Origin of the sequence: Lactobacillus juensis (assembly GCF_036246285.1) — a bacterium.
In the GTDB taxonomy this organism is placed as follows: domain Bacteria; phylum Bacillota; class Bacilli; order Lactobacillales; family Lactobacillaceae; genus Lactobacillus; species Lactobacillus juensis.
The window spans coordinates 255,526-280,953 of the sequence record NZ_BTTS01000002.1 but is presented as its reverse complement, the minus strand read 5'-3'; the positions used below and the strand labels follow the sequence as shown (position 1 = coordinate 280,953).

General features: G+C 36.4%; 14 protein-coding genes. 13 read left to right on the top strand and 1 reads right to left on the bottom strand.

Annotated features, from left to right (window positions below):
• Positions 1-77 precede the first annotated feature (77 nt).
• The 13 genes from AAA926_RS05570 to AAA926_RS05520 all read left to right on the top strand — a co-directional run bounded on the left by AAA926_RS05570 (position 78) and on the right by AAA926_RS05520 (position 24,763).
• Positions 78-4,109: a BspA family leucine-rich repeat surface protein gene (locus AAA926_RS05570; protein ID WP_338212057.1), complete on the top strand. Its 4,032-nt coding sequence runs from the start codon at positions 78-80 to the stop codon at positions 4,107-4,109.
• Between the two features lie 24 nt (positions 4,110-4,133).
• A complete protein-coding gene (locus AAA926_RS09865) occupies positions 4,134-7,184 on the top strand; it encodes a MucBP domain-containing protein (protein ID WP_338212056.1) in 3,051 nt (1,016 codons plus the stop codon).
• Positions 7,185-8,046: 862 nt separating this feature from the next.
• Positions 8,047-8,361 carry a hypothetical protein gene (locus AAA926_RS05560; RefSeq protein ID WP_338212055.1) on the top strand — a complete coding sequence of 105 codons (315 nt, stop codon included), beginning with the start codon at positions 8,047-8,049 and terminating at the stop codon, positions 8,359-8,361.
• 36 nt (positions 8,362-8,397) lie between these two features.
• Positions 8,398-8,565, top strand: coding sequence for a hypothetical protein (locus AAA926_RS09885; protein ID WP_502254969.1), 168 nt, complete (start codon positions 8,398-8,400; stop codon positions 8,563-8,565).
• On the top strand, positions 8,559-8,690 hold the full coding sequence (locus tag AAA926_RS09860; RefSeq protein WP_440590315.1) for an SLAP domain-containing protein: 132 nt from the start codon (positions 8,559-8,561) through the stop codon (positions 8,688-8,690). Before AAA926_RS09885 ends, AAA926_RS09860 begins: the two co-directional genes overlap by 7 nt.
• Positions 8,691-9,159: 469 nt before the next feature.
• Positions 9,160-11,631 carry a MucBP domain-containing protein gene (locus AAA926_RS05555; protein WP_338212054.1) on the top strand — a complete coding sequence of 824 codons (2,472 nt, stop codon included), beginning with the start codon at positions 9,160-9,162 and terminating at the stop codon, positions 11,629-11,631.
• Positions 11,632-11,806: 175 nt separating this feature from the next.
• The gene (locus tag AAA926_RS05550; protein ID WP_338212052.1) at positions 11,807-13,594 is read left to right on the top strand and encodes a BspA family leucine-rich repeat surface protein; all 1,788 of its coding nucleotides are present in this window, start codon (positions 11,807-11,809) and stop codon (positions 13,592-13,594) included.
• Between the two features lie 196 nt (positions 13,595-13,790).
• The gene (locus AAA926_RS05545; RefSeq protein WP_338212051.1) at positions 13,791-15,701 is read left to right on the top strand and encodes an SLAP domain-containing protein; all 1,911 of its coding nucleotides are present in this window, start codon (positions 13,791-13,793) and stop codon (positions 15,699-15,701) included.
• 665 nt (positions 15,702-16,366) lie between these two features.
• Positions 16,367-18,109, top strand: a complete 1,743-nt coding sequence (locus AAA926_RS05540; RefSeq protein WP_338212050.1) for a BspA family leucine-rich repeat surface protein — start codon at positions 16,367-16,369, stop codon at positions 18,107-18,109.
• A 331-nt stretch (positions 18,110-18,440) separates the two neighbouring features.
• Positions 18,441-20,387, top strand: a complete 1,947-nt coding sequence (locus tag AAA926_RS05535) for a MucBP domain-containing protein (RefSeq protein WP_338212049.1) — start codon at positions 18,441-18,443, stop codon at positions 20,385-20,387.
• Positions 20,388-20,493: 106 nt separating this feature from the next.
• Complete coding sequence (locus tag AAA926_RS05530) at positions 20,494-21,567, top strand: P1 family peptidase (RefSeq protein ID WP_198180526.1); 1,074 nt, start codon at positions 20,494-20,496, stop codon at positions 21,565-21,567.
• A gap of 83 nt (positions 21,568-21,650) precedes the next feature.
• The gene (locus AAA926_RS05525) at positions 21,651-23,267 is read left to right on the top strand and encodes a glycoside hydrolase family 13 protein (protein ID WP_338212048.1); all 1,617 of its coding nucleotides are present in this window, start codon (positions 21,651-21,653) and stop codon (positions 23,265-23,267) included.
• Between the two features lie 239 nt (positions 23,268-23,506).
• Positions 23,507-24,763, top strand: coding sequence for an MFS transporter (locus tag AAA926_RS05520; RefSeq protein ID WP_338212047.1), 1,257 nt, complete (start codon positions 23,507-23,509; stop codon positions 24,761-24,763).
• A 62-nt stretch (positions 24,764-24,825) separates the two neighbouring features.
• Here AAA926_RS05520 and AAA926_RS05515 read toward each other — a convergent pair whose 3' ends face one another.
• On the bottom strand, positions 24,826-25,338 hold the full coding sequence (locus AAA926_RS05515; protein ID WP_265893491.1) for an O-acetyl-ADP-ribose deacetylase: 513 nt from the start codon (positions 25,336-25,338) through the stop codon (positions 24,826-24,828).
• Between the last annotated feature and the right edge of the window lie 90 nt (positions 25,339-25,428).

Below are 25,428 nucleotides of genomic sequence, written 5' to 3'. Positions count from 1 at the left end.
CGAATAGCATCTTGATTTTACCTGCCTGTCAAACTATACTAAAATTGTATAGATATAAAATTTAGAAGAGGAAATATATGAATAAACTTAGGAACACCAATAAGCAAGGTGAAAAGCTTCTGCTCGGTGGTATGGCTGCTGTTTCTCTGAGCCTTATTAATGGCAAGACTAAAACGGTTAAAGCTTCTGCTATTCCCAATAATGGCTCAGCCCTGAAAAAAGCCAGCAAGACCAGGCTAAAAACTAAACTTAACTATCAGACTGCTCGTTCTAAGCTGGTTAAAAAAGCAACGGCTCTTGAAGCAAGCGATGAACAAGACGCTGCTGAAGCCGCTACAGATAAATCAACTCAGGCACAGGCAGCAGAAACTGATACAACTACTACTGATCCAGCTGATGATCAAGTCTCTGAAAATAATCAAACCGGCTCTGCCACCGGTAATAAAACTCAAACAACGGAGAAATCAGACAAGACTGACATTCCAGTAAAATTAGATCCTGCTCAAGCAAATAGGTCTTCTTTGCAAAGCAAATGGAATGGCTTGGATGTTACTTTTAATAGTGACAATAATGAATTAACTATACAGGGTGGAACAGACACACCGGCCATTATAGACAATTCAGCTACTCCAGATAAACTTATTGGTATAAGTCGCAACATTGATGGCGTCAGTGCAAATTATATCAATATTATTACTATAAAAGGAAAAATAAATTTAGTAGGTTCTATTACCGGTTTATTTGGTGATCTTCATAACTTGAGAACTACCAATGGGCTTGAAAATATAGATACCCAAGGCGTTACTTCCATTGAAAAAATGTTTAGTAATGACTATCACCTATCTAGCTTAGATTTATCTAGTTTTGATACTTCCAATGTTACTGATATGAACTCTATGTTTTATGGATGTTCAGCTCTGAAAAATTTAAAGTTTGATCCAACTAAATTTAATACTGCTAAGGTAACCAACATGTCATCCATGTTTAAAAGCTGTGGCGTCCAAAGTATAGACCTTTCACGTTTTAATACGTCCAATGTAACTAATATGGCTGATATGTTCTCCGGGTGTGCAGTTACTAGTTTAGATTTATCCCATTTTGACACAGCTAAAGTAACCGATATGAGCGGTATGTTCAATTATAATGTTCTTCAAGCTTTGGATGTTTCATGCCTTGATACTGCTAAAGTAACTAATATGGCAAAAATGTTTGCCAACAGCAGAAATTTAACAAGCATTAATTTTGGAACTAAAGGTGCGACCAAGTTTAATACTTCAAATGTAACTGATATGTCAGATATGTTTAATACCAGCGAAAAATTGACTGATATTGATTTATCTACTTTTAATACTGCCAAAGTTGCAAATATGGCCAACATGTTTTTCTCTTGCAAAGCATTAACTGGGCTAGATTTATCTCCCTTAAATACTTTTAATGTTACAGACATGAATGGTATGTTTGAATACTGCAATGGATTAACTTCTTTAGACGTATCTCCTCTTGATACTGCAAAAGTTACCAATATGGCCAGAATGTTTCATTCCTGCCAAAAATTAACTTCTTTAGACGTTTCTACTTTTAAAACCTCTAATGTAACAAGCATGGAAGATATGTTTGACTATTGCAGCAGTTTAACAGACCTTAAATTCGGCAATCCTGGCACCACTACTTTTGACACTTCTAATGTAGTCACCATGAAAAATATGTTCGCTTACTGCTCGGCAATGGTGAATTTAGACTTATCTGCATTTGATACTTCTAAAGTAGAAGTATTCACGCTCATGTTTGATAATTGTTCACGACTGTCTAATTTAAATCTTTCTAGTTTTAAAATTACTGCCAAAACTAATGTAAGTGGCGGCATTAGTATGGATTATATGTTTCGAAATTGTAGTTCTCTAGCAACCATAGATGTTTCTCATTTTGATACTTCAAATGTAGGAAATATGCGGGGAATGTTTGATACTTGTTATTCCTTAACGAGCTTAGACCTGACAAATTTTGTCACATCTAATGTATCAGACATGTCTGATATGTTTAACCAATGTGCAAGCTTAAAAAGATTAAATTTATCCAGTTTTGATACTTCAAATGTTACTAATATGTGGTTTATGTTCGCTAATTCTGGTTTAGAAAGATTGGATATTAGTAACTTTGATATGTCTAACATTTCAAATACAGATAACATGCTGGGTGGTCTAAAAAATCTGAAAATATTGGTACTTGGCAAGAAAAATAACATTGGCACAAGTCCTTTCAATGATAATTTAAATTCTGGATTTAACACTTCAGGTACTTGGACAAACATGGGTAGCGGACAAGTGCCAAAAGATCAGAATTCCTGGTCTGCTGATCAGCTGGTTAATAAATACGACCCAAGTAAAGATTATGACACATATGTCAACTTTTCCGCTCCTTCTCTAATTACAGTTAAATACATAGACAACAATCAAAAAGATATTGAACCTGCTGAACAACTATATGACTTTAAAAATACAGCTTTACTTGACACTTTACCAACATTTAATTTTATAAAGTTAAATAGAAATACGGATTACCAGCTAGAACATATTGAACTTGATGGAAAAACAGTATCTGATCTCAAAAATGTAAAATTTGGTGACATTCCGCACACTATTACTTTTATTTACAACCCAATTTCAGCCGGAGCAATTACTGTCAACTATAAATACAGAGACAAAGATGGTCAATTGCACGATATTCTTGAAAATGGCAAGCCAAAAACTGCCACCATAAAAGGTTATCTTCATGATCGTTCAGCAAACATTAAGTTTGATACGCTTGATGGCTATACTAAAGAGTCTTATCAAATTAATGAAGGAAAGCCAGTAATTAATACTGATGACTTTACTGTTCCACTTACTAAAGATTCTCAAACCGTCACTCTTATCTACAACAGGATTAAAGCTCAGCCAATTACCGTCTACTATCAATATATTGGAAAGGATGTTCAATTACATGACATTCTTGATGAAAACGGCAAGACAATGACAAATACCGTTTCCGGTTATATTAAGGAAAAGCCTACGATTAACTTTATTGATATTAGTGCCTACTATAATAAAAAATCCTATAAGATTAACGGTAAAGAAATAATAAGTACCGATTCTCCCAAGGTTGAACTGATCAACCAGCCACAAACTGTAATCTTTATTTACAACCCAATTTCAGCTGGAGCAATTACTGTCAACTATAAGTACAAAGACAAAGACGGTTTGCATGACATTCTTGATGAAAATGGTAAGTCAAAAACTGCCACCATAAATGGTTATCTTTTTGAACGTTCAGCTAAGATTCAATTTGTTGCACTTGATGGCTATACTAAAGAGTCTTATCAAATTAATGAAGGAAAGCCAGTAGATAATACTGATGACTTTACTGTTCCACTTACTAAAGGTCCCCAAACCGTCACTCTTATTTATAGTCAAACTTCTGGAAACAATAGTTCAAACGGCAGTAATGGCTCAAACAATTCCGGTGATAATGGCTCTGGTTCTAATGGTTCAAACGCTTCAGGTAACGGTTCCAATTCCAACGGCAATGATTCCGGTTCTAATGGTTCAAACGCTTCAGGTAATAATGGCTCTGGTAACAATAATTCCAATAACTCAACTAGTGGCAACAACCCTGGGTCCGGCATTAACAATAGCTCCAGTAATAATTCCGGAAGCAGCAGCAGTTCGGGTAATAATTCTAGTAGCAGTAGTAATAATAATGGTGCTACCGGCAGTATTGGCAACAACTCAGATAACAATTTAAATAACGGATCCAATAATACTGGGTCTAATGTATCTTCAGGTAAACACAAAAATACTAGTAAAAAATTAAATAAACACAGAAATAAACCAAGTTCAAATAATAAAGGTTTTACCAAATTAAAAAATAAATCAAATAAATACAATAAATATAACAATGGTAAAACTAAAAATATGGAAAAAGCTGGTAATTCAAATATTGCTACCCACAAAGAGAAGCAATTACCACAAACTGGAACAAATAAACGCTCCAGCTTAGCAGTACTTGCTTTGGGTGGACTTGCATTAGCAAGTGCATTAAGTGCTATTTGGTTTAACCATAAGGAAGATTAGTTAGTAAAGAGGGTTAAGATTAATATGAATAAACACAAAATTGCTGGTAAAGGTAGTGAAAAGTTATTATTTGGCAGCATGGCTGCTGCTGCTTTGGGTTTAATTAATGCAAAACCAAAAGCAGTTAAAGCCGATTCTATAAATAAAAGTAGGGCTACTTTAAGCAAAGCAAATAAAAGGACGGCTAAAACAAAATTAAATTATCAAACAGCTGTAAATGTTAAGACTGCTGATACTACAGAAGATGATCAAAAAGTTGAAATTAACCAAGACACTAATAACGAAGCTGAAAGCGAAAATAATTATCAATCCAATGTTACTACTCAATATAATGATACAAATACAACACAAGACAGTAATGTAGAAACTCGCACCTACAAATCAGATTCAGCTTCAAATAAATTTGTTTCTGATGAAGCAAAGAGAGATGATGCTAATATCATTCATGCCAGTTGGAATAACTCAAATTCTACAGCATCTCCTTTCAACATACCATTAACCTTCCATTCCGATACAGGTTTAATGGAAATTGGGGAAAAAGATGCTGATTACGAAATCAGTTCTACAGGAAACGGTGATGTGGGACTCAATAGCTTTCATATTTCAGGTATGAATTTTGGACCAAATATAGTTAAAAAAATTAATATTAATGGAACAATTAAATTTACTGGGTCAGCTGAAAAATTATTTCAAAATTTAGCAAATCTTACAGAAATTACGGGTCTGGAGAATTTAAATATTGAAAATGTGACTAGCATGGAAAGCATGTTCGAAAACTGTGCTTCTATAAAAAGTATAGATTTATCTGCGAGTTCAGCTGATAATTTAGGTGCAGATGATAATGGTAAATATTGTTTGAGAAATATGTTTGCTGGGTGCACCAGTTTGACAGACTTGAATATTTCTTCTATCAGTGCAAGCGACGATGTAGATGATGGATCACCAGTAGATATGTTTAAAGGAGATACAAATTTAAGGCGAATAACTTTTGGTGATGGCACAATTGGACTATACAATACCGCATTATCAACCCAGGGAACTTGGGTAAACATGGGAACAAATTCCTACTCTACTCATAAAAAAGGTGATTTAAAATATACTACTTCAGCCGAGTTTATGAATAAATTTAGTGGATTTTACGGTGATACTTACATTTGTTTTAAAAATCTTGGTCAGCCCATTACAATTAGTTATCAGAATGATAGTAAACAAAATATTTCTACTCCTGATCCAGAATCTGATCTGCGATATGGTGATATAGATCAATCATTAATTAATACTGGATTAATAACAGCTTTTCAACCTAAGGAAATTGACGGATACAAATTTTCTAAAGCTTTAAATGCAGATACCGGTGAAGAAATCAAACCTGAGGAAATAAAATTTACGAATAGACCACAAAATGTTACATTTGTTTACACCAGTGATACCAATAGTGGTTCTGACTCCCACGGCTCTGAAGGTTCGACTGGTTCCGAAGGTTCAACCGGTTCTGATAGCTCGACTGGCTCTGAAGGTTCAACCGGTTCTGATAGCTCGACTGGTTCCGAAGGATCACAAGGCTCTGAAAGCTCAACTGGCTCTGAAGGTTCAACCGGTTCTGATAGCTCGACTGGTTCCGAAGGATCACAAGGCTCTGAAAGCTCAACTGGCTCTGAAGGTTCAACCGGTTCTGATAGCTCGACTGGTTCCGAAGGATCACAAGGCTCTGAAAGCTCAACTGGCTCTGAAGGTTCAACCGGTTCTGATAGCTCGACTGGTTCCGAAGGATCACAAGGCTCTGAAGGCTCAACTGGTTCTGATAGCTCGACTGGTTCCGAAGGATCACAAGGTTCTGATAGCTCGACTGGTTCCGAAGGTTCAACTGGTTCCGAAGGTTCAACCGGTTCTGATAGCTCGACTGGCTCCGAAGGTTCAACTGGTTCCGAAGGTTCAACCGGTTCTGATAGCTCGACTGGTTCCGAAGGTTCAACCGGTTCTGATAGCTCGACTGGCTCTGAAGGTTCGACTGGTTCCGAAGGTTCAACCGGTTCTGATAGCTCGACTGGCTCTGAAAGCTCGACTGGCTCTGAAGGTTCAACCGGTTCTGATAGCTCGACTGGCTCCGAAGGTTCGACTGGCTCTGAAAGCTCAACTGGTTCCGAAGGTTCAACCGGTTCTGATAGCTCGACTGGCTCTGAAGGTTCAACCGGTTCTGATAGCTCGACTGGCTCTGAAGGCTCGACTGGCTCTGAAAGCTCAACCGGTTCTGATAGCTCGACTGGCTCCGAAGGCTCGACTGGCTCTGAAAGCTCAACTGGTTCCGAAGGTTCAACCGGTTCTGATAGCTCGACTGGCTCTGAAGGCTCGACTGGCTCTGAAGGCTCACAAGGCTCTGATAGTTCCAACGGGTCCGGTTCTAATGGCTCCAATGCTTCCAACACTACCGGTTCAATTGTCAACAGCCCAGCAGCCATAGCACCTGCAGTCACAGTTCATTATCAAGATGAATATGGCAACACTGTTGCTCCTGATCGCGTAATCCAAGGTCGGATTGGTGATGGCTATACTACTGGTGCCGAGACTGTTTCTGGCTATACTTTAAAGACTCGTCCTGATAATGCGACTGGTTTCTTCATCAACAGTCCGCAAAGCGTGACCTACGTTTACAGCAAGAGTGATGGCCAAACTAATAATTCCACTACTACTCCAGCTGGAAACCAGACGCCGACTGACAATGAGCCGACTCCAATTCCAGCCAGCAAAAAGACCAAGAAAAAGAAGGCACCTAAGAAAGCAATTAAAGGCCTTCATGCAAATAAGCAGAGCAAGAAAGCACCAGCCAAATCAATCAAAGGTCTCACAGCTAACAAACATCAGGCTAACCGCCCTGCTAAACTGGCGGCTGCAGGTCGCAAATTAAACAAGACTGCTAGCTCTGACCCACAAAAAGGCAAGCTGCATCAGGACAGCAGCACTGATGCATTGCCGCAAACTGGTGCCGAGAAGCACAACAGTTTAGCCATGCTGGCACTAGGTGGTTTGGCCTTGGCCACTGCCATAGGTGCTGCTTGGCTTGAACGTAAAAAAGACTAATTCAAAACCATAACTTTCTAAGCGTAGGATTATAGCCTATATTTATATAGTTCACTAAAGTAATCATAAAAGGCATTATGATTTCCAGTTAAGCAAGTATCGAAAGAAAGCTAGCTTTTATTAATTAGCAAAAGCACATTTTTTATAAACGTCTCTCAAAAAATTTTAGTAATTGAGAGACGTTTTTATATGCTATAAAAACTTTGTCCTAAATAATATATGAAGAAACTTTTTACTATTTTTTTATTTTACATATATATTTATTTACTAGTATCGCTGCTACTGTTCTATGTTTACTTGCAACTAATCCTGAATCTGTTAAGGCTGATACCTTGTCTCATAATGGCAATATGTATCCTAATTCTACTAAGAATATTATTAATACGGATGCAAATAATACTGAAAATGACTCAAATACTTCTATAGCAACCAAAACTTCAGAGAGTTCTAGCTCCATTAGTTCTGCAGAAGATGATAATACTAATAACAGCACCTTAGACATCGATAGCGCTAATACGAAACCTTCCACAGTAACTACAGGATCAAAAATTCTAACTCTCCTATTACTTTGAAGATGAAACTAAAAGGACGCCACTCCTACTCCTGATCTAAACTGGAATGGGATAAAACACAAGGTTTATTAACTGTTTACAATGGTACTATTCATAATGAAAATAATGATATAGACTACGCTTTTCACATTAAGGGAGTTAAAAACGATACTGATATCAAGAAAATTAAGTTTAAAGGAAATATTAAAATTTACGGACCTGCCAGTACACTTTTTAATGGACTTAACCAATTAATCGCAATATAAGGACTTGACAATCTCGATACTTTTGAAGTTACTGACATGTCTAATATGTTTGCTTACTGTAACTCATTGCAAAAGCTTGATACCAGCAATTTTGACATAACAAATGTGCCTGTTGATTTGACGGGCTTGAAGAATAAGGACAAGAATAAAACTATAAACATACTTGCAGGATTGGATAGTTTATGCGCTATAAGTATCAGTAGAACAAATAAATTTGAAGGTATAAGTCTACTTACTAATGGCTATACCAATACATGGATCAACGTGGGTAATGGAACTGAAAAAGAATCTGAAAACAGTCTATCCTTAGATTCGCCAAAATTACCTGGGACTTTACAAGACATAGTAGACAATTATTAAAAAATAACTAAGGATGAATTTATTCGCTATAACGTTATGGTACATTATGAGGAAGAAAGCGGAAACCAAATTTCACCAGATGGTTATGTATTCGTGGATAAAGACCCTTTTGAAGTGCCAGTTAAGAATATAGCTGGTTATACTTGTACTGTTGCAAAATCTATAAAGATAAATGATATCCAACCGATCCAACTAAAATATTAGAGCACATATATACAAAGAACACAAATAGTGGCTCAGTCAGCAACATTTCAGGTGTTCAACGTAAACTGAAACACAATGCTTATATTTACACTAAAAAGCCAAACCGATTAATAATAAATTATTAAAGAAAAATCAACAGATAAAAGTGTATTACAGTACCATTAAGTTTAACAATTAATTTTACTATATCATAGATAAGAGCCAATTTGTTAAGAAAGTAATCTTTTACAAAGTAATAATATATTACAAGAGTTCAATCAGTAGTTAGTTCTGCTTATTGAGGTCTTTTTTTATAACTTAAAATAAAAATAGTAATTACTTTTCTTAATAATTCAATATCTACTATTAGACACTAAAAAATCAGCATAGCTAAACTTGCATTTTATCACAAATTAGCAATATTAGTATATTTGTATAGTAATTATTCATCTTTTGGTGTGTGTGCAAAAAGGACAGTTAAACTTTAAGTAAATAAAATAACGTTCTATCAAATTTAATATAAAATATTTTTTATCTCTAAAAGTCGCGTTGACTTTCAAAAAAACCCGCAATATACTAAATGCGTAATAAAAACCTGATTATAAGAGGATTTATATGAAAACACACAAGAATATATATAAACAAGGAGAAAAGTTGTTTGTTGGGGGCATGACAGCCGCAGCTATAGGATTTTTCAGTGCTAACCCCAAGACTGTTAAAGCCGATAGCTTATCGGCAGGGTATTTAATGGCACAAAATGTCCAAAATAGCAGTAAAACTCAGCTTTCTAAAGCAGTTCTTACGGAATCTACTTCGACTGATTCTTCCGAAACAGAACAATCAGAAACTATGGATAAAGATGCTGCTAATGATCAACAATTAAATAACAGTAATTCAAGTCAAGAGACAAATGATAGCAACAATATCAACGGCAATGACAATTCAGCAAATTCGTCTGCTGCTTCTGAGAAAAATAATACTGATTTAGTTCATAGTGATATTAGTAAAAGAGATACTGAGAACCCTAATATTGTCGAAAGCACTTGGAACAATATAAAAGTCAGTTATGATACCACTCAAAAATCGTTGACAATTTATGGCGGCACCAAAGAAAAGCCAGTTGCAGTTAATAATCCTAACCCAATTTTGGGAACCTCAGATAAGGGATATATTGCAGGAGTTAATCCACTAGATATTACTGATATCAAAATAGACGGTCAACTTAAGTTATCTGGATCAGTCAACTTCTTATTTCATGGCTTAACCAAATTAAAAACGATTGAAGGCTTGGATAATCTTGATACTTCAGAAGTAACAGATATGTCGGAAATGTTTTCCGATTCAACAATGTTGCTTAAATTAGATTTATCAAACTTTAATACTGTCAAAGTGACACGCATGTACAACATGTTTCACAATTGTATTAATTTAAGGTACTTAGATATTCACAGCTTTAATATGACTAACACGTCAAACGTCGCGGGAATGTTACTTACCTTGGAAAGCTTAAAAGTATTGGTATTAGGAAAGGATAATAAAATTGGCCTTTCCGATTTTCAGAATAAAGCGCGCTGGAACAGCTTAGGATCTGGAAGTATCAGTAACCCAGCAGGTAAAGAAAATTGGACTTCAAAACAGGTTGAAACAAATTATCACAGTAATAACATTTCTGATATCTTTATATCAACCATAGCTAATCCAGTTTTTGTCCATTTTCGTGATGAGAAAGGTAATCAGGTTACTGATCAGAATGGCAAAATTGTACCTGATACTGTTGAGGTCGGTGAAATAGGAACACAACCTAAAGCTGCTGAAGAATTTGACTGTTATAAGAATGCACATATTACTAATTACAGTTTAAAGAAGATTTTAATTAACGGAAGCGAAGTTACACCTGGTTCAGCTGAAGATATCGTTGATTTCAAACTATTAATTAATGATGACGGACCTGATATTTACGCTAATCAAGATGTTACTTTTGTTTTTGCCAAGCAGCCTCAAGGCCAAGTCCTTATCTCCTATCAGGATGAAAGCAAAAATGACCTGCCTGATGCTAACGGCAAGACTTCTGATCACGGCACTGTTGAGTATGGCGAGCAAGGCAAGAAGTTCACGGCTCCTGAGATTGCCGGCTACAAGCTGAGCTATATCCTAGTCAACGGTGAGAAGGTGACCGGCACTGATACGGCCAGCCTGGACTATAACAGCAAGGATCAGACTGTTGTCTTCGTCTATGCCAAGCTTCAAGGCCAAGTCCTTATCTCCTATCAGGATGAAAGCAAAAATGACCTGCCTGATGCTAATGGCAAGACTTCCGATCACGGCACTGTTGAGTATGGCGAGCAAGGCAAGAAGTTCACGGCTCCTGAGATTGCCGGCTACAAGCTGAGCTATATCCTAGTCAACGGCGAGAAGGTGACCGGCACTGATACGGCCAGCCTGGATTATAACAGCAAGGATCAGACTGTTGTCTTCGTTTATAAAAAAGACAAAAAGCCTGAACCAGATAACCTCAAAGATACTGTTACTCCAAACTATCGCCAAAAAGCTGCACCAGTTACTGTAAAATATCAAGACGAATTCGGCAATACTTTAGCTGAAAACATAGTTTTAAATGGTTACGTTGGCGATGGCTACACAACTGGTTCTGAGCCTATTGCGGGCTATACTTTAGAAACTAGACCAGATAATGCCACAGGCTTCTTTAGTGCTTATCCACAAAGCGTAATTTACGTATATGCCAAAGACAATCAGGATAGTCCCCAAACTAATGATGGTGATACGGGTAAGGATAAAACTAATAAAACTGATAAAACCGGAAAGTTCAATAAGGTAACAGAAACCGGAAACCATAAGCGTAATAATAGTGGTAAAAATAATGATAGTTCCGGTAATTTAATTAATACTGACAGCCATAATGGTCAAACTGCTACCAAAGTAGTAAACAATAATAATGCAAAAAAGGATGAAAAGATACCACAAACTGGATCTGATGAACATTCACAATTGGCTGCTTTGTTACTTGGTTTTATGGCAACTATTAGCAGTACAGTAGGTGCTTGGTTTAATCGGAAAAAGAAAGAATAACTAAAATCAATACTAATTGCAAAAATGCTTCGTGAAGTATATATCGCTTTTCGAAGTATTTTTTTATGTAAACATTGACTTATTTATATATTAAAAAATGTTTATTTGACCTGTAATTTCTATCCTAATATACTATTTATGAACACTTTTTTATATTAGTAGTATAGGAAAAATTATGAATAAACAAAAAACATTATATAGCAGTGTAGCAGTCGCAACATTGGGATTGTTTGGTATCAATTCGCAAGTTGTTCAAGCGGATAAATTACCGGAAAACCAGGTAACTAACAGCACTTTGACTAAGAAAGTTGTTAATCCTAAATCTAATTCCACTTTAGCTTCTACCAAAACAAACAATGACGCAGTTTCTGCCGATTATCTGAGTAATAAATCTAATTCTGAAATTGACAATTCCGCGATTAAAAGTGAATGGAATAACTTGGAAGTTAGTTACAATAACCATGTTTTAACAATTCACAGTGGTACTGTTACAAATCCCAAAAGAATAGCTGGTAACATTAAAGGTGTTGATACAAGCCACATTACGAAAATCAAACTAGATGGTAAATTAACAATTAATGGTTCGGCACTTGAGCTATTTAGTGAGCTTAATAATTTAGTATCAATTGAAAATCTCAACCAGCTTGACACGACTAATGTAACTGACATGTCATATATGTTCGCTGGTTGCCTTAAATTACAAAACATCAATGTAGCTAGATTCAACACTACAAATGTGACCACCATGCGAGCAATGTTTGCTACTTGTGATAATTTAACCAACTTGGATTTATCAAATTTTGACAGTAGCAAGGTAGTAGATATGTCATATATGTTTGCTTCTAGCAGGAAACTAGCAAACATAACTTTCTCCAGCAGGTTCAATACGAGTGTTGTCACCAATATGTCCAACATGTTTTATGACTGCCAAAGCCTTGATGGTCTTGATTTAGCCAATTTCAAGACAACAAGAGTTGCCAATATGCAAGCAATGTTTGCGTATTGCTCAAAACTAACTAATTTGAATTTATCTAGTTTTGATACGAGCAGAGTTTATAATATGCAAAAAATGTTTACAGGTGACAAAAATCTTAAAATCCTTGATATTAGCAAATTTACTATATCTAATGGTGTTAATACAGGTGATATGTTAGCTGATTTAGCCAATCTTAATACTTTAAAACTCGGCTCTAATACAGTTATTAAAAATACAGGATTAAATACACCAGTCACATGGTCATATAATGGCGAAAAGTTCTCATCAGCTGAGCTAATTGCACAATACGATGGTTCAAAACCTGGTACTTATACTGCTGTTTCAACCACAAATCCCGGTCCTAAACCTGTTGATCCGACACCTGTTATGCCCGATCCTAAACCAAAGCCAACTCCGGTTAAACCCAACTTGTCCTCTTCATCCTTGCCTTCTAAAGTTACTTCATCTATCGTTGTTCATTATCAAGACGAAAATGGCAACGAAATTGCTCCAAACAAAATTATCACTGGATATGTAGGTGACGGATATGTCACTTCTGCTGCAACTGCTGCTGGCTACCTTTTGAAGGTTCGACCAAACAATGCTGTTGGTTTCTTCACCAAAAATCCGCAAGATGTTGTTTACGTTTATGCCAAGGCATCAGAAAATGAAATTAATCAAGCAGATACCCCACCTAATACAACACCTACTGATAAAAACGGGCAAAACTATACTCCTGAATCTAACCTGAATCCTGAAGTAACAGATGATAATTCCTCTACTAAAATAACACCATCATTAAAATCAACCAACCTTCCTAATAATGAAAATGGCGTTAAAACTGTAGCTGCTACTCATAAGCAAAATATTAAAACTTTACCGCAGACTAGTTTAGATGAAAAAAGTCGACTAGTTGCCTTATTTTTCGGTAACTTAGCCATATTCATCAGTTCAATTGGAACTTGGTTTAATCGCAAAAAAGATTAATTTAGACTTAATTACATCTAATATTTACTGTGAATAAGCTTATTTTATGAATGATGGGCAAATTTTATTTACTTGTAGTATGCAAAAATATTAAATCTATATGAAAATACCTATAACAGTATTGAATTTAACAAGATATATGGATATACTTAATAATGGTATAATGAGATTTAGATGGTATAAATGGAGGAGAAACATGAGTAAACATAACGATTTTTATCATAAAGGTAAAAAGGTACTATTCACTAGTATGGCAGTTGCTGCGTTAAGCGTAATTGCAGTTAGTCCTGTTGCAGCTAAGGCTGCCGAAGCACAGAAAGAGCAACCTGTTAAGCCAGCTGAAACTAAGTCAACAACAAATAATGATAAAGACCAAAAAACCGATATAGAGGATCATACTGCCGAAGACGATTCACACAGTCTATGGGCTTCAGCATGGGTCAAAGGATCTTACAGTTATGACGAAAAGACTAAGACTTTTACCATTAAGATTCCAGGTAAGCCAGGTGAACCTGGTGTATTTAACAATGAATACACAGTTATTGGCGATCAAGAACAACCACCTATCAATCCTGCCCAAATAGCTTGGAATATTGATGATGTTAACACAGATGAAATTGAAACCATTAAAATTGACGGTCCCTTTAATTTCAAAGGTGATGCCAGTTCATTATTTGCTAATTTACCAAACTTGAAGAAAATTGAGGGATTAAAGAAGCTCGATACAAAAGAAGTCACTAACATGAAACAAATGTTTGCTAATGATCCTAAATTAACTTCATTAGACCTGTCAAAATTTGACACTTCTCGAGTAACCGACATGATGGGTATGTTTACCAATGATTCTAGTTTAACCTCATTAGACGTATCAAGTTTTGACACTTCAAGCGTGACTGATATGTCATACATGTTTGCCCAGGTTGATGCATCTAATGATGACGATAAACCAAGTAAAGACGCTGCTCCGAAATTGACTGAAATTAAAGGCTTGGAAAAGTTTGATACTGCCAAGGTAAAACGAATGGGCAATATGTTCACTAACCAGAGCGCTTTAACATCTTTGGACATCAGTAGTTTCAAAACTCCAGAGAAACCAGTACCAGTAAAAGATGAAAACGGAAAGACAGCTTATAGTGAACCCGCTGAAACTGATATGCTAAAGGGACTGGACAGCTTAACCTCTCTAAAACTTGGTAAAGACAATATTATTAAAAGTTCTGGTCTTAACACAAAGGGTACATGGAACCTGAACGGTAAGAACTTAACTTCCGAAGAACTTATGCGGAAATTTGACGGTTCTAAGGATGCAGGTACCTTAACTTTAACTCCTGCAAGCACTCCTTCAACCCCAAGTACTCCAACTACACCAAGCACCCCTTCAACTCCAAGTACTCCAAATACACCAAGCACACCTTCAACCCCAAGTACTCCAAATACACCAAGCACACCTTCAACCCCAAGTACTCCAAATACACCAAGTACCCCTTCAACTCCAAGTACTCCAAATACACCAAGTACCCCTTCAACTCCAAGTACTCCAAATACACCAAGTACCCCTTCAACTCCAAGTACTCCAAATACACCAAGCACACCGACTACTCCAAGTAATACTACTAACACAGGTAACACCAACACAAATACTACGACTGGCAAGCCAGACGCTAATAAGACGGATACTAACAAGCCAGACACTACCAAGCCTGCTGCTGACAACAAGAAGCCAGCTAAGAAGGCCAAGAAAGGCGTTAAGAGAGTTGTTACCCACAACGCTTATATCTTTAACCAAAAAGGCAAGCGTGTAAAAGGTGAATACTTCGTTGGTAAAACTATTACTACTTATGGTACTAAGACCATTAACGGCAAGAAGTTCTACGCTTTAGGCAAGAACCGTTTCGTTAAAGCTAATAATGTTACTGGCATCAACCGTAAATTAAAGCACAATGCCTTTATTTACACTAAGAAAGCCAATAATAAAGTTAAACGTTATGGTCACAAAGTCCTTAAGAAGAATAAGACAGTTAGAACTTACGGTGGTGCTGTTAAGATGCACAATAAGTTATACTACATCGTAGGCAAGAACCAATTTGTCAAGAAAGCAAACTTTTAAAGATTAAGAGATTTACTTTATCAATAAAAGAACCTAGCCAGTACTTAAAGTTACTAGTTGGGTTCTTTTTCTCCACTCAAAAATTAAACTATTCCCTAACCGGCTCTAAATGAACAAGCTAAATTTACTGCTTTGTAGCAATTATCATCAGTAAAGCAGGTGCTGGTTTAATCTAGCTAAATTTAATACTGATTAAAAAGTACTTTGTAAGGTGCGATTATCTTTTGCGGAGTATTTTTTATTCGAATAATCTCCTTATTATTCAACTGCCAAAGCAAAAAACTTTTCACAATTAAAACAAGCTTAAATATGGAAACGTTAACCATAAGTAAAATATTAAGAGCTATTAATAATGGAATTAGCCGAGTTAAACAGCATTATTACGGTATTTTTAAGTAGTTTAGCCTTGTTTATTATTTCAGTTAATGCTTGGTTTTGGCATAAAGAAAATTAGCCTATCCTTAATTAAGTCCATTTTTTATTTGAATAAGCTTATTTTATGAATGATGGGCAAATTTTATTTACTTGTAGTATGCAAAAATATTAAATCTATATGAAAATACCTATAAAAGTATTGAATTGTCAAAGACTTATGTATATACTTAATCATGGTATAATGTAAACCATGGTATATGAAATTTAGATGGTATAAATGGAGGAAAAATATGAGTAAGCATATTAATTTTTATCATAAAGGTAAAAAAATATTATTTAGTAGTATGGCAGTTGCTGCCTTAAGCGTCATAGCTGCCAATCCAGTTGCAGCTAAGGCTGCTGAAGCACAGAAAGAGCAACCTGTTAAGCCAGCTGAAACTAAGTCAACAACAAATAATGATAACGGCAATAAAAAAGATATAGAGGATCATACTGGCGAAGATGATTCAAATATGCTATTGCCTTCAAAATGGACTAAAGACAATTGCAGTTATGATGAAAAGACTAAGACTTTAACTATTAAAGCCGGTACAATTGACAATGATTACAAAGCTAGTGAAGATAACCCTATCAATCCTGCCCAAATAGCTTGGAACATTGATGGTGTTGATACAGATCAAATTCAAACCATTAAAATTGATGGTGCCGTTACTTTCAAAGGTGATGCTAGTTCCTTATTTGCTGGTTTACCAAACCTGGAGAAAATTGAGGGATTAAAGGATCTTGATACAACGGGAGTCACTAACATGAAACAAATGTTTGCTAGTGATCCTAAATTGACTTCTTTGGACCTATCAAACTTTGACACTTCTAAAGTAACTGACATGATGGGCATGTTCTTTGATGATGAAGCATTAAGTACTTTAGATGTATCCAAGTTTAAGACAGATTCAGTAGAAGATATGTCTTATATGTTTAGTAATGATTCAAGTTTAACCAAAATTGATGGCTTGGAAAAATTCAACACCGAAAAAGTTACTAAGATGTGGGAAATGTTTAAGGGTGATAAGGCTTTGACATCCCTAGACATTAGTAGTTTTAAGATGCTTGAAAATAATGAAACCATTAAAGATAACGTTTCTGACACTAACAATACCGACGATAATAAAGGTACTACAGCGGAATCTCATCAAACATATACGATTGATCAAGATATGTTATCAGGTATGGATAGCTTAAATGATATTAAACTTGGTGCAGGCAATATCATTAACAATTCAGGACTCCCTGGTTCAGTAGAAGAAAGTCTAACTGGTGGAAAGACTAAGACTACTTGGTTCTTAAAGGATAGTAAGGACAGTAAGGACAAAGGATTAAGTTCAGTAGAACTTATGCAGAAGTTTGACGGTAAAAATGATGTTAAAGATTATGTAGGTGAATATACTACTACCAAGTCTACTGATAACAACAATAACAATAATAACAACAATAATAATACGCAAAACACACCGTCAACTCCAACTACTCCAAGTAATACTACTAACACAGGTAACACCAACACAACTACTACTAACACAGGTAACGCAAACACAAATACTACGACTGACAAGCAAGACACTAATAAGCCTACTACTGACAACAAGAAGCCAGCTAAGAAGGCCAAGAAAGGTGTTAAGAGAGTTGTTACGCACAACGCTTATATCTTCAACCAAAAAGGCAAGCGTGTAAAAGGTGAATACTTCGTTGGTAAAACTATTACTACTTATGGTACTAAGACCATTAACGGCAAGAAGTTCTACGCTTTAGGCAAGAACCGTTTCGTTAAAGCTAATAATGTTACTGGCATCAACCGTAAATTAAAGCACAATGCCTTTATTTACACTAAGAAAGCCAATAATAAAGTTAAACGTTATGGTCACAAAGTCCTTAAGAAGAATAAGACAGTTAGAACTTACGGTGGTGCTGTTAAGATGCACAATAAGTTATACTACATCGTAGGCAAGAACCAATTTGTCAAGAAAGCAAACTTTTAAAGATTAAGAGATTTACTTTATAAATAAAAAGAACTCAACTAACAGTTAAAAATGCTAATTGAGTTCTTTTTCTATGCTCAAAATTTAATAAATTACTTCAACATTTTGTGCTTAAATTACTAATTAGTGTAATACCTCCAGCAAATAACGAAATTAAATTTATAAATCAAAAACAGTTTTTTGGTGAGCTAATTATTTATTCTTGCCAAACAAGGTGAAATGTATAAATAGTGTTATTAAGTTTAATGAATTGTATAATAAGGGAAATAAGGTATAAGAAAAATATTAATCATGTATATGTTTATTTTATAATCAAGGAATGAATAGCAAAATGAGCCAGAAAAAGAAACCTATGCGAACAAAAACAGCAATAATGTTTTTCAGTGTTGCTACAGCAATTTTAAGTTCACTAACTGTTAACTCTATAACAGTTAAAGCAGATCCATCTCTGCCCTCTCCTGCACAAATTAAGAATAAACAAATTAATAATACCAATTATGCTAATTCTAAGTTCATTAGCAAAGAGCAACCAAACTCTCAAAAGCAACCTCAGCCAAAAAATGCAGAGTCTAATTCTCCAAGTGCTGCTAATTTTAAATGGGGCAACCTTGATGTCAGCTATAGTAACCATGTAATTACCGTCCCCAGTGGCAGTGTAGGTCAACCGGATTCTTTAGCTCACATTAATGGCATTAATAGTGACGATGTGCAAGAAGTTAAATTTACCGGTCAACTAAAGATTGGTTCAGCTTCTGAAATATTTAAGGACTTAACTAATTTAACTAAAATCACTGGTTTGGAAAATCTGGATACATCTGCTACCAGTGATATGCGGTACATGTTTGCAAATTGCCAAAATTTAACCAGCATAGATGGCATTGATAATTTGCAGACCAGCAAAGTTACTAACATGTCTTTTATGTTTGCGGGCTGCAGTAAATTAGCTAGTCTAGACTTATCAAGTTTTAATACTACTAATACTAGTCAGGTAGAGAGCATGTTTCAAGATTGTGAAAACTTACAGAACATTAAATTTTCACCTGATTTCACAATAGCCAAGGTGGATGATATAAGTCACATGTTCAGTGGATGTTCAAGCTTAACTGCTTTAGATCTGAGTATGTTTAATACGCATCAAGTTAAATCGATGATTTGGACTTTTAAGGATTGCTCCAGCTTAACCAAGTTGGATTTATCATCCTTTGACACTTCTAACGTAATTGATATGAATGGAATGTTTAATAATTGTAGTAACTTAAAAGAACTTGATCTCAGGAGTTTTGTCATAGATCCTAATATTGATAAAGGTTATATGCTAGATGGACTTGATAAATTAAACACCCTTAAACTAGGTAAAAGTACATATATTAATGATACACATCTTAACACTCCTGGAACTTGGGTCAATATCGGCAATGGAAACGAAGATGCACCACAAGCAAACAATAAATATCTGTCTGAAGACTTAATTGCCCATGCTCACGACATTCTTGGCGACACTTATATTCGACCAGGTAGTCCTATTACTATTTCTTACTTGGATACTAGTAAAAGACCACTTACACCTGATATTAGTTTGAAGGGCAAAATTGGCGCTGATTATAAAGTGACTGCGAAGACAATTCCGGGATATATCGTAAAGGAAGTCCCGGATAATGCCACTGGGGTTTTCACTGATCAGCCACAGAACGTCGAATTTATTTATTCTTCTGATCCAGAATCTAACTCTATAATTACACCAATTAAAGCTGCAGATGTTACCGTCTATTATCAAGATGAAAACGGCAATCAAATTGCACCTGAAACGGTATTACAAGGTAATGTGGGTGACGGCTACACCACTGGTATTGTTGAGATCCCAGATTATACTTTAAAAGTAAGACCTGAGAATGCCACCGGTTTTTTCAGCACTGAACCGCAAAGCGTAACTTATATTTATGCTCGAAATAATGCCATCCCTGAAGAAAATGACCAAAATAGTCCAACAAATTCATCCAGTAATAACCCTAGCCAAAAAGGGACTTCACAAACTAATGAGTCCCAAAATAAACACAAGTTCCGCACTAATGGTGTTACTGAGAACTATACTATTTTCAAATCCTCTGACAGTGATTCTGACTCCACTAATCCAGTACTTATCACCAACAATGGCCAAGAAGAAGAGTTGCCACAAACTGGCACTAATGAACGTTCACAAATAATCGTGCTACTGTTAGGCTTTTTGTCGGTAATTTGCAGTCTACTTGCCAGCTGCTTTAGTAAAAAGAAAAAAGGATGATTGCAAATTCAAAAATTCCGTCAATTATGACGGAATTTTTTGTCTTGCATAAAAATAAACGAACCGTTTTAATAAGAGAAGAAATTTTTTAAAAAAAGGAGTAAAAATGGGACTTAATAAACCACTTTTATTTGCGCTTAGCGATACTAAGCCTGGACCAAAAAACTTAATTACAGATGTTGCGGGCATTACAGTTGGCCACAAGACGGTTGTCACTGACAGACTCAGGACTGGTGTTACTGTGATCAACCCCTGCCCAGATAATATCTTTCGGGAAAAAATGCCGGCAGCTGCACATGTGATTAACGGCTTTGGCAAAAGCACAGGACTCATTCAAGTTAACGAGCTGGGTACAATTGAAACACCACTGGTTTTAACCAATACTCTCAGCGTGGGTACCGCATCAATGGCTTTAGTCAAAAGAATGCTGGCTGAAAATCCTGAAATTGGTCTGTCAACTGGCAGCGTCAATCCGATCATCATGGAGTGCAATGACAGTTCGATTAACCATATTCGCGATTTAGGTGTCACCGAAGACGATGTGAATGATGCTTTTGCAGCTGCTAGTGCAGATTTCGCTGAAGGCGGAGTTGGCGGTGGCACAGGAATGCGCTGCTATGAACTTAAGGGCGGTATTGGCTCGGCTTCAAGACAAGTCGAAATTGACGGTAAGACCTTTACAATGGGCGCATTTGTTATGTCCAATTTTGGTCTTAGCGCTGATTTGAACATTTATGGCCATGCCATTGGTAAAAAGTTTGTGGATAACAAGGATAGTAAGGAAAAAGGCAGCATTATCACAGTAATTGCTACTGACATTCCGTTTAACTCAAGACAACTAAAACGCATTGCCAAGCGTTCCGGTGTTGGTATCACACGCAGCGGTTCATTTAGCGGTAACGGTAGTGGCGAGATTACTCTGGCTTTTTCTACTGCTAACCGTGTAAGTCATTTCCCCGACCATGAGTTGAGCACAATTCAGGCAATTACTGATGACAAAATCGACCGTTACTTTAGGATTACGGTAGATATTGTGCACGAAGCCATTCTCAGTTCTTTGGCTCATGCCCAAACAACGCCTGACCGTGACGGTAAGCCCATGTTATGTCTAAAAGATGCCCTATTGCAGCTTGGTGATGATAGAGAGGCAGTGCAATTAATTGCAGATTTAGGACTTTAATCAGATACCGGTAACAATATTTTGCCCCATCTTGCAGTGTTATAATTAACTGAAAATGTGAGCGATTGCAAAGGAGAATTAATATGACACCTTGGTGGAAAAAAGCAGTAATTTATCAGATCTATCCCAAGTCTTTCCAAGATAGTAACGGTGACGGTATCGGTGACCTGCCCGGCATTATGAGTCGCTTAGACTATTTGCAAAAATTGGGAATAGATGCAATTTGGCTTTCACCAATTTATAAATCCCCTGGCATCGATAATGGGTATGATATTGCCGATTATGAAGCAATCGATCCACAATATGGCACCATGCAAGATATGGACAGGCTGATTAGTGAAGCTAAAAAACGCGGCATTCGAATAATCATGGATTTAGTCGTTAATCATACTTCTGATCAACATCAATGGTTTATCAAGGCACGCAAAAGTAAAGATAATCCTTACAGAGACTTTTATATCTGGCGTGATCCTGTTGCTGGTCATGAGCCTAATGATCTAAAGTCTGATTTTTCAGGTTCTGCCTGGCAATTCGATGATAAAACGGGTCAATATTACCTCCACTTTTTTGCCCCGCAACAACCAGATTTGAATTGGCAAAATCCGCAATTACGGCACAAAATATATGACATGATGAACTTTTGGTTCGATAAGGGTATTGGCGGCTTTCGCATGGATGCGCTTGAACTAATTGGTAAAGATCCGGATCGAAAAATTCGCGAAAATGGTCCCCAGCTTCATCATTATATTCAGGAAATGAACCAAGCTGTTTTAGCTAACCGCGATGTAGTCACTGTTGGTGAGACCTGGAATGCTGATCTCGATAGTGCCCGGAAATATTCTGATCCTGACCGGCATGAGCTCTCTATGATTTTTCAGTTTGAAGATCAAAACATTGATAAGCAGCCGGGAAAGACAAAATGGGATCTTAAAACATTTAAGGCCAGTGATCTTAAAGAGGTCTTGATTAAATGGCAAACACAAATTGATTATAATCATGGCTGGAATAGTTTGTTTTGGGAAAATCATGATCTTCCCCGTGTCATTTCTCGTTGGGGCAATGATAATAAATACAGGGTACAATCTGCCAAAATGTTTGCCATTGCCTTACATTTAATGCGGGGTACTCCTTATATTTATAACGGTGAAGAAATTGGCATGACCAACTGTCCGGTCAAGGATATCTCTGAAGTTGAGGATCTTGAAAGTGTCAATATGTATAATGAGCGAATCAAGCAAGGTTATACCAAAGACGAACTTATCAGGTCAATCAATGCTAAAGGGCGCGACAATGCCCGCAGACCCATGCAGTGGTCAGCGTCTTTTGCTGCTGGTTTTACTACTGGCACTCCTTGGCTGGCACTTAATCCCAATTATCAAGATATTAACGTTCAAACGGCTTTAGCTGACCCACAATCAATTTTTTATACCTATCAAAAACTCATTAAATTACGTCATGAAAACGAAATTATAGTTAATGGCAACTTCACTCCTGCTTCTGCCAGTCCTAACGTCTTGGCTTATTACCGTGAACTTGCTGGCGAGCGCTGGTTAGTCGTTGCTAATTTGACAGGCAATGAAGAAAGATTTTCTGCACCTGATGCGATAAAGCAAGTTATCATTAGTAACTATCAAGCACCCAAAGCGCTCAATGATATTAAATTAAGACCATATGAAGCCTTCGCTGTGGTCGTAAAATAAATAAAAGCCGTATTTATGAAGTTAACCTCAAATACGGCTTTTTAATTTGCTCAAGTTGATTCTTTTTACCTGCGATAATATGTTTCATTAATTGCTGCACTAATATAATTTTCATCAGTATATGCTCTTAATTAACTCATATTTAACCTTAAATGTTCGAATACGACATTTTTGCTAATTTTTATTATACCCAAGTTATAACTTAAGTATAAAAGTTTTACGTTAGGAGCTACAAAATCATGGACGTTTTCGCAAAAAATAAGAATTATCGCAAATTTACAATCGCCAGCTTTTTATCTGGTGCAGGCAACATTTTATTTTACCTGGCACTTATTACTTACGCCAGTAAATTAAGAAATTATGCTTTAGCAATTTCGTTAATTTCAATTTCTGAATCAATCCCTGAAATACTGCAAGTTTTTAGTGGTTATTTAGCTGACCGCACTAAAAATAAATTTAAGTTAATGGTTTGGCTAGCCGTTATCCGTTTTGGACTTTACTTAATCGTCGGTATGCTTTTCGCCAGCGGCTTTGCTGGTTGGAATCTTGTTTTAACTGTTATTGGCATCAACCTGGTGTCAGATATTGCCGGTTCATATTCTGGTGGTTTGCAAACTCCACTAATTGTTGCTATTGTTGGAAACGATGACCTCGCTGAAGCTGAAGGTTTTGCCAGCGGTATTAACAGCCTTATTAATATGATCGCCCAATTTATTGGATCAGGTTTATTACTATTTATGTCCTACTCTAGCCTGGCAATCTTTAACGCGTTAACATTTTTAGCAGCAGGTGCTCTTTTTGCCAATGTTGGTTTCAATTATCACAAAAATCATTCTCAAAAAGAAACTGTTCAGGTTAACGAGCATGGCTTTTTTAAGACGATTGCTTTGTCATTCAAAGAAGTTAGAAAAGCTAATGGACTATTAACTGTTGTTTTAGTAATTGCCTTGCTAAATGGTATTTTAGGCACTATTGAACCTTTAATTTCAATCGTAGTTGCAGGCAATAAATCCTCTATGATTATCGGAACATATAGTTTTACCATTGCTCTAATTGGAGGTGTAATGACTGCCGGCATGGCTCTTGGCAGTATCGTAGGCACTAAATTATTTAAAAACATGTCATTATTTACTGTAGCAATAATTGCCACTGCCCTAAGCACAGCAGTTGTAGGCAGCATGCTTATTAAAAATATTTTCATTTGCTTACCTGTTATGGCAAGTCTTGCAGCATTTATTGGTACTGCCAGTCCTAAATTAACGCAGTGGCTGGTTGGTGCCGTTGACCAAGATATTCTATCTTCAACGATTGGATTGTTGAACACAATTTTAATAATAACCAGTCCTGTTATGACTACCATTTTTACTACAATTACTGCTTCGCTTAATGTTACTACTGCATTAATACTACTGGGAATCACAAGCTTAATAGTACTCGTAATAACGGTCAAAGTTGCTTGCTCAATTAACAAAAAGCCAGCAATTGAGGCAGCATAATTTGGAAATGCTTATTGGCAATTAAAAGCCATCCTAGTTAACGGCTGGATGGTTTTTAACTTTTACTCCAAATTTTTTGCTTCTGCTTGGTATAACTGGGTTGTTTTGGAATCAAAGGCACACATAATAACTTCCATTTGATAATCAGAATGTTGAATGAGCCAATTTTGCACGGCAGTAAAAGCAATATGTGCAGCAGCTGCAGCCGGAAAGCCGTAAGCCCCTGTAGAAATTGCTGGGAACGCGATACTATGTAAGCCATGGCTTTTGGCTAAATTTAGGGAGTTGATATAACAACTTTTCAATAACTTATTATCTTCCGCAGACCCTGAATAAATTGGTCCCACAGTATGAATTACAAACTTAGCAGGTAACTTGTAGCCCTTGGTAATTTTAGCCTGCCCCGTTTCACAGCCATGAAGCTGGCGACACTCTGCCAATAATTCAGGCCCGGCTGCCTTGTGTATTGCCCCATCAACTCCCAAGCCACCTAGCAATGTCTTATTAGCAGCATTAACAATTGCATCTACCGTTAATTTGGTTATGTCCCCTTGAATTATTTTGATATTTTCCATAAACAAAGCCTCTTTTTTATTTCATTTTAAACCCAAATTATTTTTTGCCCAAACAAAAAATGCGACTCTTAAGAGCCGCATTTTTCTTAC

Bases quoted from the DNA above. Each gene is read 5' to 3' on its own strand.
- AAA926_RS09865 (WP_338212056.1), top strand. From the start codon at position 4,134: ATGAATAAACACAAAATTGCTGGTAAAGGTAGTGAAAAGTTATTATTT.
- AAA926_RS05540 (WP_338212050.1), top strand. From the start codon at position 16,367: ATGAGTAAGCATATTAATTTTTATCATAAAGGTAAAAAAATATTATTT.
- AAA926_RS05550 (WP_338212052.1), top strand. From the start codon at position 11,807: ATGAATAAACAAAAAACATTATATAGCAGTGTAGCAGTCGCAACATTG.
- AAA926_RS05535 (WP_338212049.1), top strand. From the start codon at position 18,441: ATGAGCCAGAAAAAGAAACCTATGCGAACAAAAACAGCAATAATGTTT.
- AAA926_RS05525 (WP_338212048.1), top strand. From the start codon at position 21,651: ATGACACCTTGGTGGAAAAAAGCAGTAATTTATCAGATCTATCCCAAG.
- AAA926_RS05520 (WP_338212047.1), top strand. From the start codon at position 23,507: ATGGACGTTTTCGCAAAAAATAAGAATTATCGCAAATTTACAATCGCC.
- AAA926_RS05530 (WP_198180526.1), top strand. From the start codon at position 20,494: ATGGGACTTAATAAACCACTTTTATTTGCGCTTAGCGATACTAAGCCT.
- AAA926_RS05570 (WP_338212057.1), top strand. From the start codon at position 78: ATGAATAAACTTAGGAACACCAATAAGCAAGGTGAAAAGCTTCTGCTC.
- AAA926_RS05545 (WP_338212051.1), top strand. From the start codon at position 13,791: ATGAGTAAACATAACGATTTTTATCATAAAGGTAAAAAGGTACTATTC.
- AAA926_RS09885 (WP_502254969.1), top strand. From the start codon at position 8,398: ATGGTACATTATGAGGAAGAAAGCGGAAACCAAATTTCACCAGATGGT.
- AAA926_RS05560 (WP_338212055.1), top strand. From the start codon at position 8,047: ATGTTTGCTTACTGTAACTCATTGCAAAAGCTTGATACCAGCAATTTT.
- AAA926_RS05555 (WP_338212054.1), top strand. From the start codon at position 9,160: ATGAAAACACACAAGAATATATATAAACAAGGAGAAAAGTTGTTTGTT.
- AAA926_RS05515 (WP_265893491.1), bottom strand. From the start codon at position 25,338: ATGGAAAATATCAAAATAATTCAAGGGGACATAACCAAATTAACGGTA.